We start from the raw sequence: 14,236 nt of genomic DNA, 5'->3' as shown, positions 1-14,236 counted from the left end.
CCGGGTAAAAATAGCTCAATTTTTTACCCGGGTAAAATAATTCTGTCGCTCAGGCGGCGCTTCTTATCGCACTTCCAGGCGCATTAGGATCGCCATCCCGTCCGGACTAGCATTGTGTGCGAGTGTTCACTTACGGTGCATCACATGATTCGACAGGCAAGCAGAGCGGATCTGGAGCGCATGGAGCAACTCTGGCTGTACTCGGTGATTACCGCGCATCCATCGGTGCCGCGACACTACTGGCAGTCGCGGCTCGGGGACTTTCGCCGCCGCTGCAAGGTATCCGAATGCAGTCTGGTGTATACGGCGGGAAAGCACCGCAGTGCCGACGGGTTCGCGGCAGTGGACCGGGACGGCGCCCTCACCTTTCTCTGCGTGACGCCGTCCGAGGCCGGACACGGTATCGGCAGTGCGCTGATGGAGGCGGTCAAGCGCAGCCAGCCCCAATTGGAGGCTCGCCTGCTGCAGGAAAATCTACTCGGCCGCTATTTCCTCCAGCAACACGGTTTTGTCGAAACCGAACGGCAGCCGAATCCCGCCGCCGGCCAGGCGGAAATCCTGATGAGTTACAGTGCAGCCAATGACCCCGCCCCTCGAGGCGCCCAGGCTCCAAGGATGTGAGTGCACCTCTTATATAACCAAAAGGTTGGTTATAACTTATTTTTATTGTTTCTCAGCCGTTTCTTGAGCAAGTAGCATGCTGGGCAGATAGCATTATTACGGCTTGGAAGAAACATGGCACTCAACGCTACCCACAGCAGTATTCCGGAACCAGTTTTCCATCACGGCGCGGACCTGGAAGCGCTCAATACCCGCTTTAAAGGTGCCAAGCCCAGCGAGATCATGCAATTCACCATCGCCAATGCGGCAAACCCGGTGGTCTTCACCAACTTCCGCCCATTGGCCGTCGCCTTCCTGCACCTGGTGACACGCGCCAGGCCGGATATTCCGGTGATCTGGGTGGATCACGGTTACAACACCCCTGAGACCTATCGCCACATCGAGGGCCTGATCAAGGGACTGGACCTGAACCTGCACGTCTATTCGCCGAAGATGTCCGCGGCGCACTACAACGCCGTCCACGGTGGCATTCCCGATCTGGACACCCCGGAGCACGATTTCTTCTCCCGCACCGTGAAGCTGGAACCCTTCAACCGTGCGATGCAGGAGCTTAAGCCGGACGTTTGGATGAATGGCATCCGCCACGATCAGAACGCCCATCGCCGCACGCTGGATATCTTCACCAAGGGCAACCACGGCATCATTCGCGTCGCACCGATGTTCCACCTGAAAGAGATCGATGTGGAGGAGTACGTGTACGAGCATGAACTGCCCGACAATGACGTCTATTTCGACCCAACCAAGGGCGAGGAGCACCGCGAGTGCGGGCTACTACTGCAGAAGTAAGCGCCCCTCACCGCTAAAATGATAACGGCCGCTTGCAACGGCCGTTTTTTTGCGACTTCAGCAGGCGGGGATGCCTCGTCATGCCCTATCCATTCTTTGGGTGTAACTCCACCAATGCGCCGGAAATTTCGGCCCGCACACCCAGCCGGTCGGACAGCTCGGCAAAGGCTTGATCCCAGGGTATATCCCTGACCTCGATACTAACCGTTTTGCCTTTGACCAGATCGCGCCCTCGAACTTCCAACTGGCCAAAGGCTGCAAAGAGATCGATTGCCTCGGCGCCATCGATGTCGTTCAGGACCAGTGTGACCGGTAGATGGATTGGCGACGCTGTTTCCTCATTCCGCAGCAGGCTTGAAGTGATAATCGCGATTGCGACAAGGAACGCGATGGCACTCGCGCTAACTATCTGCTGTCGGCGCTCAACCCACTGTAGATGGGCGCGGTAAGCGGCATTCCTGCGCAGCGTAACGCCATCCAGTTGGCGCAGCAGACGATGCGTTTTCACACCATAGAAATCGCAGAGTTTCCGCAGGATATCCACGGACGGTATTGCCGCGTCAGTTTCCACTTTGGATAAGTAGGATTGCTGGATACCGAGTTGCTCGGCAACCGCGCGTTGACTCATGCGCCGTTCAAGCCGAGCGAGTTTCATCGTCTCACCTAACTGGTGGCTACTCCCCTGCCCCGTCATCCAGCTCTCTCAGTTTTTTATAGGCTTCGCTACAGTTTACCTGCTCCATTTGTGTATTCACACGCGCATTGGGGTGCTTCAGGCTGGCGGTTTTTGTCGGGATTCCGCCGTCGCAGAAATTTTCCACCAGCTGCCAGACATCGGCAAGCCGCTCGTCTTCGACATGCAAATTGAAGCGGTCGCTTTCAGCTATGGCTGCGGTTGTCATCCCCATCAGCAAAAAAATAGTGATGCTTTTCATCGGCGGCTCCCGTTGTCATTTTTCGCAAAACTAGGCGGCGCGGACGTGGAGGTACAGGAATATTTCGGAATATTGGGTAGATCGCGCGGAATTCCCCTCGACCCCCAATAAAAAAGGCCGCGTGATGCGGCCTTTTTTTGGGGTGAGCAAGCGAAGCTGGTCAGACGTCCAGATTCTCCACCGCCAGCGCGTTGCTCTCGATGAAATCGCGGCGCGGTTCCACCTGGTCGCCCATCAGCGTGGTGAAAATCTGGTCCGCGGCGATGGCGTCTTCGACAGTCACCTGCAGCATGCGGCGGCTCTCGGGATCCATAGTGGTTTCCCATAGCTGTTCCGGGTTCATTTCACCAAGTCCCTTGTAGCGCTGGATACCGTAGCCGCGGCGGCTCTCGTTCATCAGCCACTCCAGGGCTTCGGGGAAGCTGTCCACCGGCTGCTTTTTCTCGCCACGCTGGATGAAGGCGCCCTCTTCCAGCAGGTCCACCAGTTTCTCGCCGAGACTGCGGATGGCGCGGTATTCGGCGGATTCAAAAAACTCGTGGCTGATGGCGTAGTCGCTGCCGACACCGTGGGCAACCACATGGATATGCGGCTGGAACAGATCCCGCTCGGTGTTTTCCACCACGGTCACCGTGTGGCGGCGGCCGCCTCCGGCACCTTCCTCGCCCAGTTTCTCCTGAAGGGCTTCGCACCAGCTGGCCATCTTCTCCCGGGATTTCAGATCTTCCGGTGTCAGGCTCGGCAGGTAGATCATGCTGCGCAGTACCTCTTCCGGGTAGACTCGCGACAGACGGTCGATGGTCGCCAGCACCGCGCGGTATTCGCCCACCAGTGTCTCCAGGGACTGACCGGACAAGCCGGGTGCATCCGCGTTCACGAACAGGCTGGCGCCCTCCAGAGCGGCGTTGGTGAGGAACTGGGTCAGTGCGGCCTCATCCTTCAGGTACTGCTCCTGCTTGCCCTTGCTCATCTTGTACAGAGGCGGCTGGGCAATATAGATATGCCCGCGCTCGATCAGCTCCGGCATCTGGCGGAAGAAGAAAGTGAGCAGCAGTGTACGGATGTGCGCGCCGTCCACGTCTGCATCGGTCATGATGATGATGTGGTGATAGCGCAGCTTGTCCGGGTCGAATTCGCTTTTGCCGATACCGCAGCCCAGTGCGGTGATCAGTGTGCCCACTTCGGCGCTGGACAGCATCTTGTCGAATCGCGCCTTTTCCACATTGAGGATCTTGCCCTTCAGCGGCAGGATCGCCTGGGTGCGGCGGTCCCGGCCCTGTTTGGCGGAGCCACCGGCGGAGTCACCCTCCACCAGGTACAGTTCAGACAGGGCCGGATCTTTCTGCTGGCAGTCCGCCAGCTTGCCGGGCAGGCCCGCGATGTCCAGGGCGCCCTTGCGGCGGGTCATTTCGCGGGCCTTGCGCGCGGCCTCGCGGGCACGCGCCGCGTCGATCATCTTGCCGACCACAGCCTTGGCTTCCTGCGGGTTCTCCATCAGGTAGTCGTTAAACGAGTGGCCCATCTCCTGCTCGACCGCCGGTTTCACCTCGGAGGAAACCAGTTTGTCCTTGGTCTGCGAGGAGAATTTCGGATCCGGCACCTTGACCGAGATGATCGCAGTCAGGCCCTCACGGGCGTCATCGCCGGTGGTGCTGACCTTGTCCTTCTTGCCGACACCTTCCTTCTCGATATAGCTGTTCAGGCCACGGGTCAGTGCGGCGCGGAAGCCCGCCAGGTGGGTGCCACCGTCGCGCTGGGGAATGTTGTTGGTATAGCAGTAGATATTTTCCTGGAAGCTGTCGTTCCACTGCAGGGCCACTTCCACGGCGATACCGTCCTCGCGCTGGTTCTGGAAGTGCAGGACCTTATTGATCGGCGTCTTGTTCTGGTTGAGGAACTCGACAAAGGCGCGCAGACCACCCTCGTACTCGTAAACTTCCTCTTTGCCGCTGCGCTCGTCCTTCAGCACGATACGCACGCCGGAGTTCAGGAAGGAAAGTTCACGCAGGCGTTTGGCCAGCTGATCAAAGTGGAATTCGATGTTCGTAAAGGTATCCGCAGACGGCTTGAAGTGGACCATGGTGCCTGTGGTATCGGTGTCACCGACCACGGCCAGGGGCGCCTGGGGCACGCCGTGGTGGTATACCTGCTCGTGGACCTTGCCACCGCGGCGGATGGTCAGCTTCAACTCTTTCGACAGGGCATTCACTACCGATACCCCCACCCCGTGCAGGCCGCCGGAAACCTTGTAGGTGTTGTCGTCGAACTTACCGCCGGCGTGCAGTACCGTCATGATCACTTCGGCGGCGGAGACACCCTCTTCCGGGTGTATTTCCGTGGGAATACCGCGGCCATTGTCCGATACGGAGATTGATTCATCCGGGTGAATGGTCACGCGGATCTCGTCGCAGTGCCCAGCCAGTGCCTCGTCGATGGAGTTATCGACTACCTCGAACACCATATGGTGCAGACCGGTACCGTCATCGGTGTCACCGATATACATGCCCGGTCGTTTGCGTACCGCATCCAGACCTTTAAGCACCTTGATACTGCTGGAGTCATAGCTGTTCTGCTCTGACATTTACACGCTCCATTCAACTTAGGGGGCCGATTCGGGCTCGGCACTAATGTGTCCATGTTCCACGTGGAACACAGTCGGACTATTCCAGGGTTGCGCCAGTTGCCGCCAAGGGCTGCTGGTGGCGCCTTTATCGATACCTGTCACCAGCACCTGGCTGGCGCAGCGGCTCACCCAGCGGGCAAACTGCAGTTGATTCTTCTCATCCAGTTCCGCGGGGAGATCGTCCACGAGGAACACCGGTTTCTGGCCCTTCCGGCAGACCAGATCGCCCATTGCCGTGCGCAGTGCGCAGACCAGCATCTTCTGCTGGCCGCGGGAAAGGATGTTGTGCGCAGACTCACCGGCCACGCCGAAACGCAGGTCCGCCCGATGCGGCCCCGTGCGGGTGTGCCCCTGCGCCAGATCGCCCTCTCGGGATTCCCGCAGGGCTTCTGCCAATTCCTTGTCTTTATTCCAGCCGCGCCGGTAGGCCATCTCAACCCGCCTCAGCGGGGAGTCCGGGAGTTCATCGACAAAACCGCGAATACTCTCAGATAGCTGCTCAAAGACGGCGCGGCGCAGCTGGTCGACCCGTGAGCCGCTCTCGGCGAGCCTTTGTTCCCATACGCCCATCAATTCATCGTCGATTTTACCACGTCGCAGCAGCGCATTTCGCTGGCGGAGTGCGATTTGATAACTTTTCCAGTCCTGTGCGTACCCATGTTCCACGTGGAACACAGTCCAGTCCAACAGGCTCCGGCGCACCCCGGGACCACCGTCCAAAGCAGAAAAGCTGTCGCTATTGATTACCTGCAGAGGAAGGCAGGCTGCCAGCTGGGAGCTGGACTCCGCGGGTGTCTGGTTGATGCGGATTCTGCCCTTGCCATCGCGACCGCGCTCGACACCCAGGCTGTAGCCCGTATCCAGCTGGGCAAATACCGCGAGTCTCTCCTGCCCCTCCCTGATCACAGCCTGGTGCTGGCGAGAGCGAAAAGAGCGGCCTGTCGCCAACATATGCACCGCCTCCACCAGCGAGGTCTTGCCGCTGCCATTGACGCCACAGAATAGGTTTACGGCCGGCCCCAACTCCAGGTCCGCACTGGCGATATTGCGAAAATTGGTCAATGCGAGTCGTTTCAGCGCCACTGAACCACTCCCCGGTCTAAGGGCCCGCACTTGCCGTACCCCATATATAAAAAGACCGCCATTCCCGGGGGGATGGCGGCTTTTGCGAATCGCTTAATCGAGAACAACGCTGCAGCCATCAGAGCCGCATGGGCATGATCACATAGAGCGCGTCGCCCTCTTCCGGCTGCTGCAGCAGCGCACTGCTGTTGGCATCCGCCAGCCCAATGCGGATCTGGTCGCTGTGAATAGCACCGGTGACGTCCAGCAGGTAACCGACATTGAAACCGATCTCCAGTGGATCGCCCACGTAATCCACCACCAGCTGCTCTTCCGCCTCTTCCTGCTCGGGGTTGTTCGCCACAATCTGCAGCATTCCCTCGGAAATCTGCAGGCGCACGCCGCGATACTTCTCATTGGAGAGAATGGCCGCGCGGGAAAACGCCTGGCGCAGCGCCTGCCGATCGGCATAGATCTCGTTGCCGGTAGCGCGCGGCAATACCCGTTCGTAATCCGGGAACTTGCCATCCACCAGCTTGGAGGTGAACGTGAACTGGCCACTGATCACACGAATATGGTTATTGCCCAGCACCACCTCGGCGGACGCATCGGTATCATCCAGCAGGCGGCCCAGCTCCAGTACGCCCTTCCGCGGCACGATTGCCTGAATCGGCGCCTCGACATTCAGTCCTGGCGCATCGCGATCACACAGTGCCAGGCGGTGGCCGTCAGTCGCGACAGCGCGCAGCTGCTGCGGGCGACACTCCAGCAACAGCCCGTTGAGGTAATAGCGCACATCCTGCTGCGCCATGGCGAAGCCGGTGGCCTCGATCAGGCGGCGGATTTCACGCTGCGAAATGCTGAAGCGGGTCTGGGCGCTGGTCTCTTCCTGGTTGGGGAAATCCGCTGCCGGCAGGGTCGACAGCTGAAAGCGGCTGCGGCCACTGCGCAGTATCAGGCGCTCACCATCGCGCTCAAACTTCAACTCGGCGCCGTCCGGCAGGGAGCGACAGATATCCAGCAGCTTGCGCGCCGGCACCGTGACTTCACCTTCCATCTCCACACCGTCCACCGGCAATCTGCCGACAATCTCCACCTCGAGATCGGTACCGGTCAGGGAAAGCTCCTGGCCCTGCAACTGCATCAATACATTGGCCAGCACCGGCAGGGTCTGGCGCTTTTCCACCACGCCGGCGACCAGCTGCAGCGGTTTCAAAAGGGCGTCCCGGCTCACATTGAATTTCATCGGATATTTCGCCTTACTTTTTTATCAATTAATCGTCAGTTATTCGGTTTGTCGCTGATAGCGTTTACGTAGTCAATGAGCGCGTCAGCAGCTTCACGTCCTCGCGGATATCCGCATCGGACTCCTGCAATTCACGAATTTTACGGCACGCATGCAGCACCGTGGTGTGATCGCGCCCGCCAAATGCATCGCCGATCTCCGGCAGGCTGTGATTCGTCAGCTCCTTCGCCAGCGACATGGCAACCTGCCTGGGGCGCGCCACCGAGCGGCTGCGACGCTTGGAGAGCAAATCGGCCACTTTAATCTTGTAGTACTCCGCGACGACGCGCTGGATGTTATCCACGCTGACCAGACGATCCTGCAGCGCCAACAGATCCTTCAGCGCCTCGCGCACCAGAATATCGTCGATCGCGCGACCGGTGAACTGGGCGTTGGCAATCACACGGCGCAGCGCGCCCTCCAGCTCGCGCACATTGGAGCGAATGCGCTGGGCGATAAAGAACGCAGAATCGTGTGGCAGGTCGACACCGACCTGCTCCGCTTTCTTCATCAAAATCGCCACGCGGGTCTCCAGCTCGGGCGGCTCCACAGCCACTGTCAGACCCCAACCAAAGCGCGACTTCAGGCGCTCCTCCAGACCGACAATCTCCTTCGGGTAGCGGTCACAGGTCAGAATGATCTGCTGGCCACCTTCGAGCAGCGCGTTGAAGGTGTGGAAGAACTCTTCCTGGGAGCGCTCCTTGCCGGCGAAGAACTGGATATCGTCGATCAGCAGCGCGTCTACCGAACGGTAGTAGCGCTTGAAGTCACTGATGGCATTCAGCTGCAGCGCCTTGACCATATCGGCGACAAAGCGCTCCGAGTGCAGGTAGACCACTTTGGCATTGGGATTCCGCTCCAGTAGCGCGTTGCCCACCGCGTGCATCAGGTGCGTCTTGCCGAGACCGACACCGCCATAAATAAAGAGAGGATTGTAAGCGCCGCCGGGGTTGTCGGCGATCTGCTGTGCCGCGGCCAGGCCCAACTGGTTGGACTTGCCCTCGACGAACGACTTGAAGGTAAAGTTCCGATTCAGCGAACTACCGTGCTTGATGGCCCCCTCGACCTCCACCTTGCGCGCCGGCTCTGCAGGCGGACGCTGGGTGGGCGGCGGACGCAGGTCGGTCAGCGCCAGCTCGCCGCTGGTCATCTGCTCTGCAGTCGCCTCTTCGGCCGCAGCGCGGGACGCCGGGCTCTGGGCCCGGGACTGCTGCCCGAACGCCAGACTCCCCTGCGGACTGTCCATCGGCGTCGGCTCGGCGGCTGCCGGAGGCTCAAACGCGCGTGGCGCCGGCCGGGGTTCCGCCGCGGGGCGCCCGCGCTGGAAACGCGCGGGACGGCGCTCGATGACATCCAGCACCACTTGTGGCGGCTGCTCACCGCCAAAATGCTGCACCAACTCCAGCATACGGCTCAGGAACTTGTCGCCGACCCAGTCCAATACAAAGCGATTCGGTGCCAGCAGGCGCAATTCACCCGCTGCCGCAGGACTGACACGCAGCGGCCGGATCCAGGTATTGAACTGCTGCGACGGCAGTTCATCCTGTAAACAGTCAGCGCACTGCTTCCAGACGGACTCAGACAAGAAACCCCCTAAAACCCAAGATATAAAGAAGAGAGAATGGTCGCGGCCAATCCGGTGCTGTTTACCGCCCGGTACCGCCAAAAAGATCGAGCCAGTATACCTTTAGCCCCAAGGGTTATCCACAGAAAACAGCGGATTTATCATAAAAAAGCCGGCGAAAACTCCCTTACAATCAAGCACTTGCACACTTTTTGAGCAGAAAACAGCGCGCCGTCACGGAGGTTATCCACAGTGGACTGTGAGTATCTTGGGGTCAATCGGTGGGCAGTCGCCAATAGCGCTAATTACATCAAAGACTTGGCCCTAAAGGGCTAAAATTACCTGCATACCCGCGTTGATTTAGCTGGTGCCTTTCTATACAATCCGCCGCCTTTGCAGCGCATTGCTCCGCCGGTCAGGCTTTGGAATGCAGGGCGCAGCCGGGGCCAGCCCCACGAATTTCCGAACACAAAGTCTCAGGTAGCAAGACAATGAAACGCACTTTTCAACCCAGCAATTTGAAGCGCAAGCGCAACCACGGTTTCCGCGCCCGCATGGCGACCAAGAACGGTCGCAAGATTCTGGCTCGCCGTCGCGCCAAAGGCCGCAAAGTACTGTCTGCATAAGACTGCTGCCGTCCCGAATCCCGGGACCAGTCTTTTAGTTATGCAACAGGCGCGCAGCGACTTCGGATTTGCCAAGCCGCTGCGCCTGCTAAACGCGGCGCAGTATCGCTCGGTCTTCTCGGGTACCCAGATACGCGCCGCGCATCCGAATCTCCTGATTCTCGCCTGCCCCAACGCGCTCGATCACCCGCGTCTCGGCCTTGTCATGGCCAAAAAACACGTCCGTAACGCCACCGACCGCAATCGCATCAAGCGTATCGCGCGTGAAACTTTTCGCCTGCGCCAGCACCAGCTGCCCGCCGTTGATGCGGTCGTACTCGCACGCCCCGGCGCCGGTGAGCTCGACAATGCTGCACTGACGAAACTGTTCGACAAGCTGTGGCGCAAATTGGCCAAGCGGGCCCAGGCCCAGCCATCCCAGCAGGGCGGCGCGTCGTGACCCGGCTGGCCATCCGGCTAATTCACCTCTACCGCTACGTGGCAAGCCCGTGGGTCGGCAACCAGTGCCGCTTCTACCCCACCTGCTCCCATTATGCGGAAGAGGCATTAAAAACCCACGGATTCCTAAAGGGGGGTTATTTAAGCGCGCGGCGCCTTATAAAATGCCACCCCTGGCATCCCGGCGGTATGGACCCGGTTCCCCCCGCCCCCCGTAAATCAGATCACTAGGCTTTATGATGGATTGGCAACGCTACACACTGATGGGCGGTATCGCCGCAGTTGTCCTGGCACTGATATTTCAGTGGACCGAATTCAAACAGGTCAACACTCCGGCCGTGGACCGCACAACGGTAGTTCGCGCCGATGCACCGACCCTGCCGCCGGAAGAAAAAAATGCCGGCAGCGACGTACCGCAGCTGAAAAACGGGCAAACCACAGCCACCGCCAACAACGGCGGCGAGCGCAAGCTGATCTCGGTCACTACCGATGTCTTTGAAGTGAGCATCGACCCGCGCGGCGGCGATATCGTCAAAGTGGCCCTGCGCGAGTACGACGACAAGCTGCACTCCCACACACCGCTGATTCTGCTGAACCAGACGCGCGAGCACACCTATATTGCCCAGAGTGGCCTGATAGGCCACAACGGTACCGACAGCGCCAAGGGCCGCCCCCTGTTCTCCACTGCCTCTAGCAAATATGCAATGGAGGAAGGCAAGGACACACTGACTGTCGATCTGAAATTGCAGCAGTCCGGCGCCGACATCGTCAAACGCTACACCTTCAAGCGCGGCGACTATCTGGTGAACGTCAGCTACCAGGTAAACAACACCGCTGCCCAACCGTGGACTGCGGCCCTGTATGGCCAGCTGAAGCGCGACAGCTACGAACCGGCCACCGATGTGGGCATCGGCGTTCACCCCTTCCTCGGCGCGGCAATCCGCACGCCGGATGAAAACTATTTCAAACAGAAGTTCGACGAAATCGCGGAGAAGCCCACCGATATCACCATTCAGGGGGGCTGGGTGGCCATGGTGCAGCACTACTTCCTCAGTGCCTGGATTCCGCCGCAGAACACCAACAACAACATCGTCCTGCGCCAGCTCTCCAGCGGTCTCTACCGCATGGGCTTCACCACACCGCAGGTGACCATCGCACCGGGACAGCAGGGTGAGCTGAACGCCTCCTTTTACGCGGGCCCGAAAGATGTCTACCGCCTGGAGCAGATCTCTCCGTACCTGGACCTGACCGTCGACTACGGCTGGCTGTGGTTTATCGCCAAGCCCCTGTTCCGCATCCTGCACTTCATCCAGTCAAACATCGTCAGCAACTGGGGCTGGGCCATCATCCTGCTGACCGTGTTTATCAAAGCCCTGCTGTACCCGCTGTCGTCCGCAGGCATGCGCTCCATGGCACGCATGCGCAAATTCGCGCCGCAGATGAAAAAGCTGCAGGATCAGTACAAAGACAACCGCCAGAAACTCGCGGAAGAGACGATGAAGCTCTACCGCCGCGAGAAGATCAACCCAATGGGTGGCTGCCTGCCGATCCTGCTGCAGATGCCGGTCTTTATCGCGCTCTACTGGATGCTGACGGAGACGGTAGAGCTCCGCCACGCGCCATGGATGCTGTGGATCCACGACCTGTCGGCGCGCGATCCCTACTTCATCCTGCCGGTCTTCATGGGTTGCAGCATGTGGTTCATGCAGCGCCTGAACCCGCAGCCGGCGGATCCGACCCAGGCGCGCATCATGCAGCTGATGCCGGTAATGATGACCTTCTTCTTCCTGTGGTTCCCGGCAGGGCTGGTACTCTACTGGATTGCCAACAACCTGATCACCATCACCCAGACCTGGTACATCAACAAGAAGGTGGAAGCGTCCGGCAAGGCTTAAGGCCCGCCGACACACCGTCTACCCCATTGAGGCCGCATTCGCGGCCTCAATGCTTTTCTGTCGAGTAAACTTTCCCCATGTCTCAGCAAAGCCTCAATCGCGACACCATTGCCGCCGTCGCCACCGCCCCCGGTCGCGGCGGCATCGGCGTTATCCGCCTGTCCGGGCCACAGTCACTGGAGATTGCCCAGCAACTCTGCGGCGCGCAGCCTCTGAAACCCCGCCAGGCTCACTACCGCGACTTTCGCCACGGCGAGCAGCTGATCGACCAGGGGATTGTGCTGTCATTCCCCGGCCCCAATTCCTTTACCGGTGAAGACATCGTCGAACTGCAGGGACACGGCGGGCCGGTGATTCTCGATCAGCTACTGCGCGCCTGCATCGAACTGGGTGCCCGCCAGGCGCGCCCCGGGGAGTTTTCCGAGCGCGCTTTTCTCAACGACAAGATCGATCTGGCCCAGGCAGAGGCCATCGCCGACCTGATTGAGGCCGGCAGCGAACAGGCCGCACGCAATGCGATGCGCTCTCTGCAAGGCGCATTCTCCGAAAAAATCGAAGACTTGGTCGAAAATCTGACCCACTTGCGCATCTATGTCGAAGCATCGATCGATTTTCCTGAGGAAGAAATCGATTTTCTCGCCGACGGCAAGGTTTCGGCGGATTTGCGCTCGCTGCTCGAGCAACTGACCACCGTGGAAGACGAGGCCCGCCAGGGCAGCATCCTGCGGGAGGGTATGCGGGTCGCCATTGCCGGCAAACCCAACGCTGGCAAGTCCAGTCTGCTCAACGCCCTGGCCGGGCGCGAGGCGGCCATCGTCACCGATATTGCCGGCACCACACGGGACATCCTGCGCGAACATATCCATATCGATGGCCTGCCCCTGCAGTTCGCCGATACCGCCGGCCTGCGCGATTCACCCGACCAGGTGGAACAAATCGGTATCCAGCGCGCCTGGGAAGAGATCCGCCACGCCGATCGCGTGTTGCTGGTCGTGGATGCGGAGCAGGCCCACAGTCTGGATCCGGATACGGTCTGGCCGGAATTCACCGAACAGCTGCCCGATACGGAAAACCTGACCCTGGTACTGAACAAGATTGACCTGACTGACTACAGCGCCGGTCTACAGGCCCACACCGACGGCGTGCCGGTGATTGCGATCAGCGCGCGCACAGGCGCCGGCCTCGGCGCCTTGAAAGAGCACCTGAAACAGAGCATGGGCTACAGCGGCGCCGCCGAGGGCACTTTCAGCGCCCGCCGCCGACACCTGGATGCGCTGGCGCGGGCCCGCGCCTTTATCGAACAGGGACAAAGCCAGTTACACGAAAGTGGCGCCGGCGAACTCCTCGCCGAAGATCTGCGCCAGGCGCAGCAGGCACTGGGGGAAATCACCGGAGCAGTGAGCGCCGACGAACTGCTGGGCAAGATTTTCGGCAGCTTCTGCATCGGCAAATAACTGACGGCAACCGTTTCTGGCAGCCGCCCGGGGCATACGCCGCCGCTCAGTCGGCCGACGAGGGCCAGCTCACCGGCAGGTGGCCGGTTTTCACGAAGATCAGCGTCTCGTCTTTGACGAATGGGTGGTGCCGGCTCATATGCGGGCTGCGCAGCCAACAATGCGTCGGATATTCCCCGTACTCATCCATGAAGGTGCCGGACAGCACCAGGATCTCTTCGCCGCCAAAGTGGCCGTGGTCGGCAAACCGCTCCCCCTTCGGCCATTTCACCAGCGCGGTGTGTTCCCCCTCAAAGGTATGCAGCGGCATTACCTCGAGTCCGCCGCGGCCGGGCACCCAGGGCGCAGCGCGTGTGTCGATGCGCACCGTAGCGGTGTCCCCCTCGGCAAACTGCCCCAGTTTCACAAACAGGGTACAACCCTGCTCGCTAAACGGCGCATGCGAACTGCCGGGCGGATTGCGAATATAGCTACCGGCTGGATAGTCACCGGACTCATCGGAAAACACACCGTCCAGAACAAAGATTTCCTCTCCTCCCGGGTGCTCGTGCGTCGAGAACCGTGCACCGGCGGCATAGCGTACGATGCTGGTCGCATGACCGGACTCAGCCCCTTCGCGGGCCAGCGGTTTGCGCTCCACCCCCGCCATCGGGCTCGCCTGCCAGGCCATCTTCGCCGTATCCAACACGACGCGCTCGGCAAAATTCATGTTCAGCACAACAAGATCTCCGCAATAAACCAGCTACTTAAATTGGGGACACACCACAACACCAGCACCTACCTCTCCGACGAAAAACCGTGTTCACTACGGTCATAATTGCTCACAAGCATGGGGGTCGCCCGGACTGAATACCGCCTAACCCACGGAAAAAACACAAAAGTTGCGCACAGCTACCCACAGGGTTATCCAGAATGCCGCACTTATGCACAGGCCGCCCCCAGAAAAT

The 14,236-nt window shown here is 59.9% G+C and carries 14 protein-coding genes; 7 read left to right on the top strand and 7 right to left on the bottom strand.

What is annotated here, in order from left to right; all coding sequences use genetic code 11:
• Window positions 1-144: 144 nt before the first annotated feature.
• Both IG168_RS07320 and IG168_RS07315 read left to right on the top strand, forming a co-directional pair.
• Window positions 145-621: a GNAT family N-acetyltransferase gene (locus tag IG168_RS07320; RefSeq protein WP_193163397.1), complete on the top strand. Its 477-nt coding sequence runs from the start codon at window positions 145-147 to the stop codon at window positions 619-621.
• 114 nt (window positions 622-735) lie between these two features.
• Window positions 736-1,407, top strand: coding sequence for a phosphoadenosine phosphosulfate reductase domain-containing protein (locus IG168_RS07315; protein WP_193163395.1), 672 nt, complete (start codon window positions 736-738; stop codon window positions 1,405-1,407).
• Window positions 1,408-1,492: 85 nt separating this feature from the next.
• On the opposite strand, the gene IG168_RS07310 is transcribed toward IG168_RS07315, so the two are convergent.
• The 6 genes from IG168_RS07310 to dnaA all read right to left on the bottom strand — a co-directional run bounded on the left by IG168_RS07310 (window position 1,493) and on the right by dnaA (window position 8,897).
• Window positions 1,493-2,101 carry a helix-turn-helix domain-containing protein gene (locus IG168_RS07310; RefSeq protein ID WP_193163393.1) on the bottom strand — a complete coding sequence of 203 codons (609 nt, stop codon included), beginning with the start codon at window positions 2,099-2,101 and terminating at the stop codon, window positions 1,493-1,495.
• A complete protein-coding gene (locus IG168_RS07305) occupies window positions 2,082-2,342 on the bottom strand; it encodes a hypothetical protein (protein ID WP_193163391.1) in 261 nt (86 codons plus the stop codon). Before IG168_RS07305 ends, IG168_RS07310 begins: the two co-directional genes overlap by 20 nt.
• A 160-nt stretch (window positions 2,343-2,502) precedes the next feature.
• Complete coding sequence (gyrB, locus tag IG168_RS07300; RefSeq protein ID WP_193163389.1) at window positions 2,503-4,923, bottom strand: DNA topoisomerase (ATP-hydrolyzing) subunit B; 2,421 nt, start codon at window positions 4,921-4,923, stop codon at window positions 2,503-2,505.
• Between the two features lie 18 nt (window positions 4,924-4,941).
• Entirely contained in the window at window positions 4,942-6,048 is a 1,107-nt protein-coding gene (gene recF, locus IG168_RS07295) for a DNA replication/repair protein RecF (RefSeq protein ID WP_193163387.1), read from the bottom strand.
• Window positions 6,049-6,166: 118 nt separating this feature from the next.
• Window positions 6,167-7,273: a DNA polymerase III subunit beta gene (gene dnaN / locus IG168_RS07290; RefSeq protein ID WP_193163385.1), complete on the bottom strand. Its 1,107-nt coding sequence runs from the start codon at window positions 7,271-7,273 to the stop codon at window positions 6,167-6,169.
• 64 nt (window positions 7,274-7,337) lie between these two features.
• Window positions 7,338-8,897 carry a chromosomal replication initiator protein DnaA gene (gene dnaA, locus IG168_RS07285; RefSeq protein WP_193163383.1) on the bottom strand — a complete coding sequence of 520 codons (1,560 nt, stop codon included), beginning with the start codon at window positions 8,895-8,897 and terminating at the stop codon, window positions 7,338-7,340.
• Window positions 8,898-9,367: 470 nt separating this feature from the next.
• Between dnaA and rpmH the strand changes: the two genes are divergently transcribed.
• The 5 genes from rpmH (at window position 9,368) to mnmE (ending at window position 13,289) form a co-directional block, all read left to right on the top strand.
• The gene (gene rpmH / locus IG168_RS07280) at window positions 9,368-9,502 is read left to right on the top strand and encodes a 50S ribosomal protein L34 (RefSeq protein ID WP_067084833.1); all 135 of its coding nucleotides are present in this window, start codon (window positions 9,368-9,370) and stop codon (window positions 9,500-9,502) included.
• A 40-nt stretch (window positions 9,503-9,542) separates the two neighbouring features.
• Window positions 9,543-9,941, top strand: a complete 399-nt coding sequence (gene rnpA, locus IG168_RS07275) for a ribonuclease P protein component (protein ID WP_193163381.1) — start codon at window positions 9,543-9,545, stop codon at window positions 9,939-9,941.
• Window positions 9,881-10,171 carry a membrane protein insertion efficiency factor YidD gene (yidD, locus tag IG168_RS07270; RefSeq protein ID WP_404931993.1) on the top strand — a complete coding sequence of 97 codons (291 nt, stop codon included), beginning with the start codon at window positions 9,881-9,883 and terminating at the stop codon, window positions 10,169-10,171. Before rnpA ends, yidD begins: the two co-directional genes overlap by 61 nt.
• A gap of 8 nt (window positions 10,172-10,179) precedes the next feature.
• Window positions 10,180-11,835, top strand: coding sequence for a membrane protein insertase YidC (yidC, locus tag IG168_RS07265; RefSeq protein WP_193163572.1), 1,656 nt, complete (start codon window positions 10,180-10,182; stop codon window positions 11,833-11,835).
• Window positions 11,836-11,912: 77 nt separating this feature from the next.
• Window positions 11,913-13,289: a tRNA uridine-5-carboxymethylaminomethyl(34) synthesis GTPase MnmE gene (gene mnmE, locus IG168_RS07260; protein ID WP_193163377.1), complete on the top strand. Its 1,377-nt coding sequence runs from the start codon at window positions 11,913-11,915 to the stop codon at window positions 13,287-13,289.
• A 46-nt stretch (window positions 13,290-13,335) separates the two neighbouring features.
• Here mnmE and IG168_RS07255 read toward each other — a convergent pair whose 3' ends face one another.
• Window positions 13,336-13,998, bottom strand: coding sequence for a cupin domain-containing protein (locus IG168_RS07255; RefSeq protein ID WP_226876653.1), 663 nt, complete (start codon window positions 13,996-13,998; stop codon window positions 13,336-13,338).
• Between the last annotated feature and the right edge of the window lie 238 nt (window positions 13,999-14,236).

Origin of the sequence: Microbulbifer hainanensis, from assembly GCF_014904735.1 — a bacterium.
Classification (GTDB): domain Bacteria; phylum Pseudomonadota; class Gammaproteobacteria; order Pseudomonadales; family Cellvibrionaceae; genus Microbulbifer; species Microbulbifer hainanensis.
The sequence above is the reverse complement of the archived record's forward strand: the minus strand, read 5'-3'. Positions and strand labels throughout refer to the sequence as shown.

Coding starts and splice junctions, on each gene's coding strand:
- IG168_RS07320 (WP_193163397.1), top strand. CDS start 145: ATGATTCGACAGGCAAGCAGAGCGGATCTGGAGCGCATGGAGCAACTC.
- IG168_RS07315 (WP_193163395.1), top strand. CDS start 736: ATGGCACTCAACGCTACCCACAGCAGTATTCCGGAACCAGTTTTCCAT.
- IG168_RS07310 (WP_193163393.1), bottom strand. CDS start 2,101: ATGACGGGGCAGGGGAGTAGCCACCAGTTAGGTGAGACGATGAAACTC.
- IG168_RS07305 (WP_193163391.1), bottom strand. CDS start 2,342: ATGAAAAGCATCACTATTTTTTTGCTGATGGGGATGACAACCGCAGCC.
- gyrB (WP_193163389.1), bottom strand. CDS start 4,923: ATGTCAGAGCAGAACAGCTATGACTCCAGCAGTATCAAGGTGCTTAAA.
- dnaN (WP_193163385.1), bottom strand. CDS start 7,273: ATGAAATTCAATGTGAGCCGGGACGCCCTTTTGAAACCGCTGCAGCTG.
- rpmH (WP_067084833.1), top strand. CDS start 9,368: ATGAAACGCACTTTTCAACCCAGCAATTTGAAGCGCAAGCGCAACCAC.
- rnpA (WP_193163381.1), top strand. CDS start 9,543: ATGCAACAGGCGCGCAGCGACTTCGGATTTGCCAAGCCGCTGCGCCTG.
- yidC (WP_193163572.1), top strand. CDS start 10,180: ATGGATTGGCAACGCTACACACTGATGGGCGGTATCGCCGCAGTTGTC.
- mnmE (WP_193163377.1), top strand. CDS start 11,913: ATGTCTCAGCAAAGCCTCAATCGCGACACCATTGCCGCCGTCGCCACC.
- IG168_RS07255 (WP_226876653.1), bottom strand. CDS start 13,998: ATGAATTTTGCCGAGCGCGTCGTGTTGGATACGGCGAAGATGGCCTGG.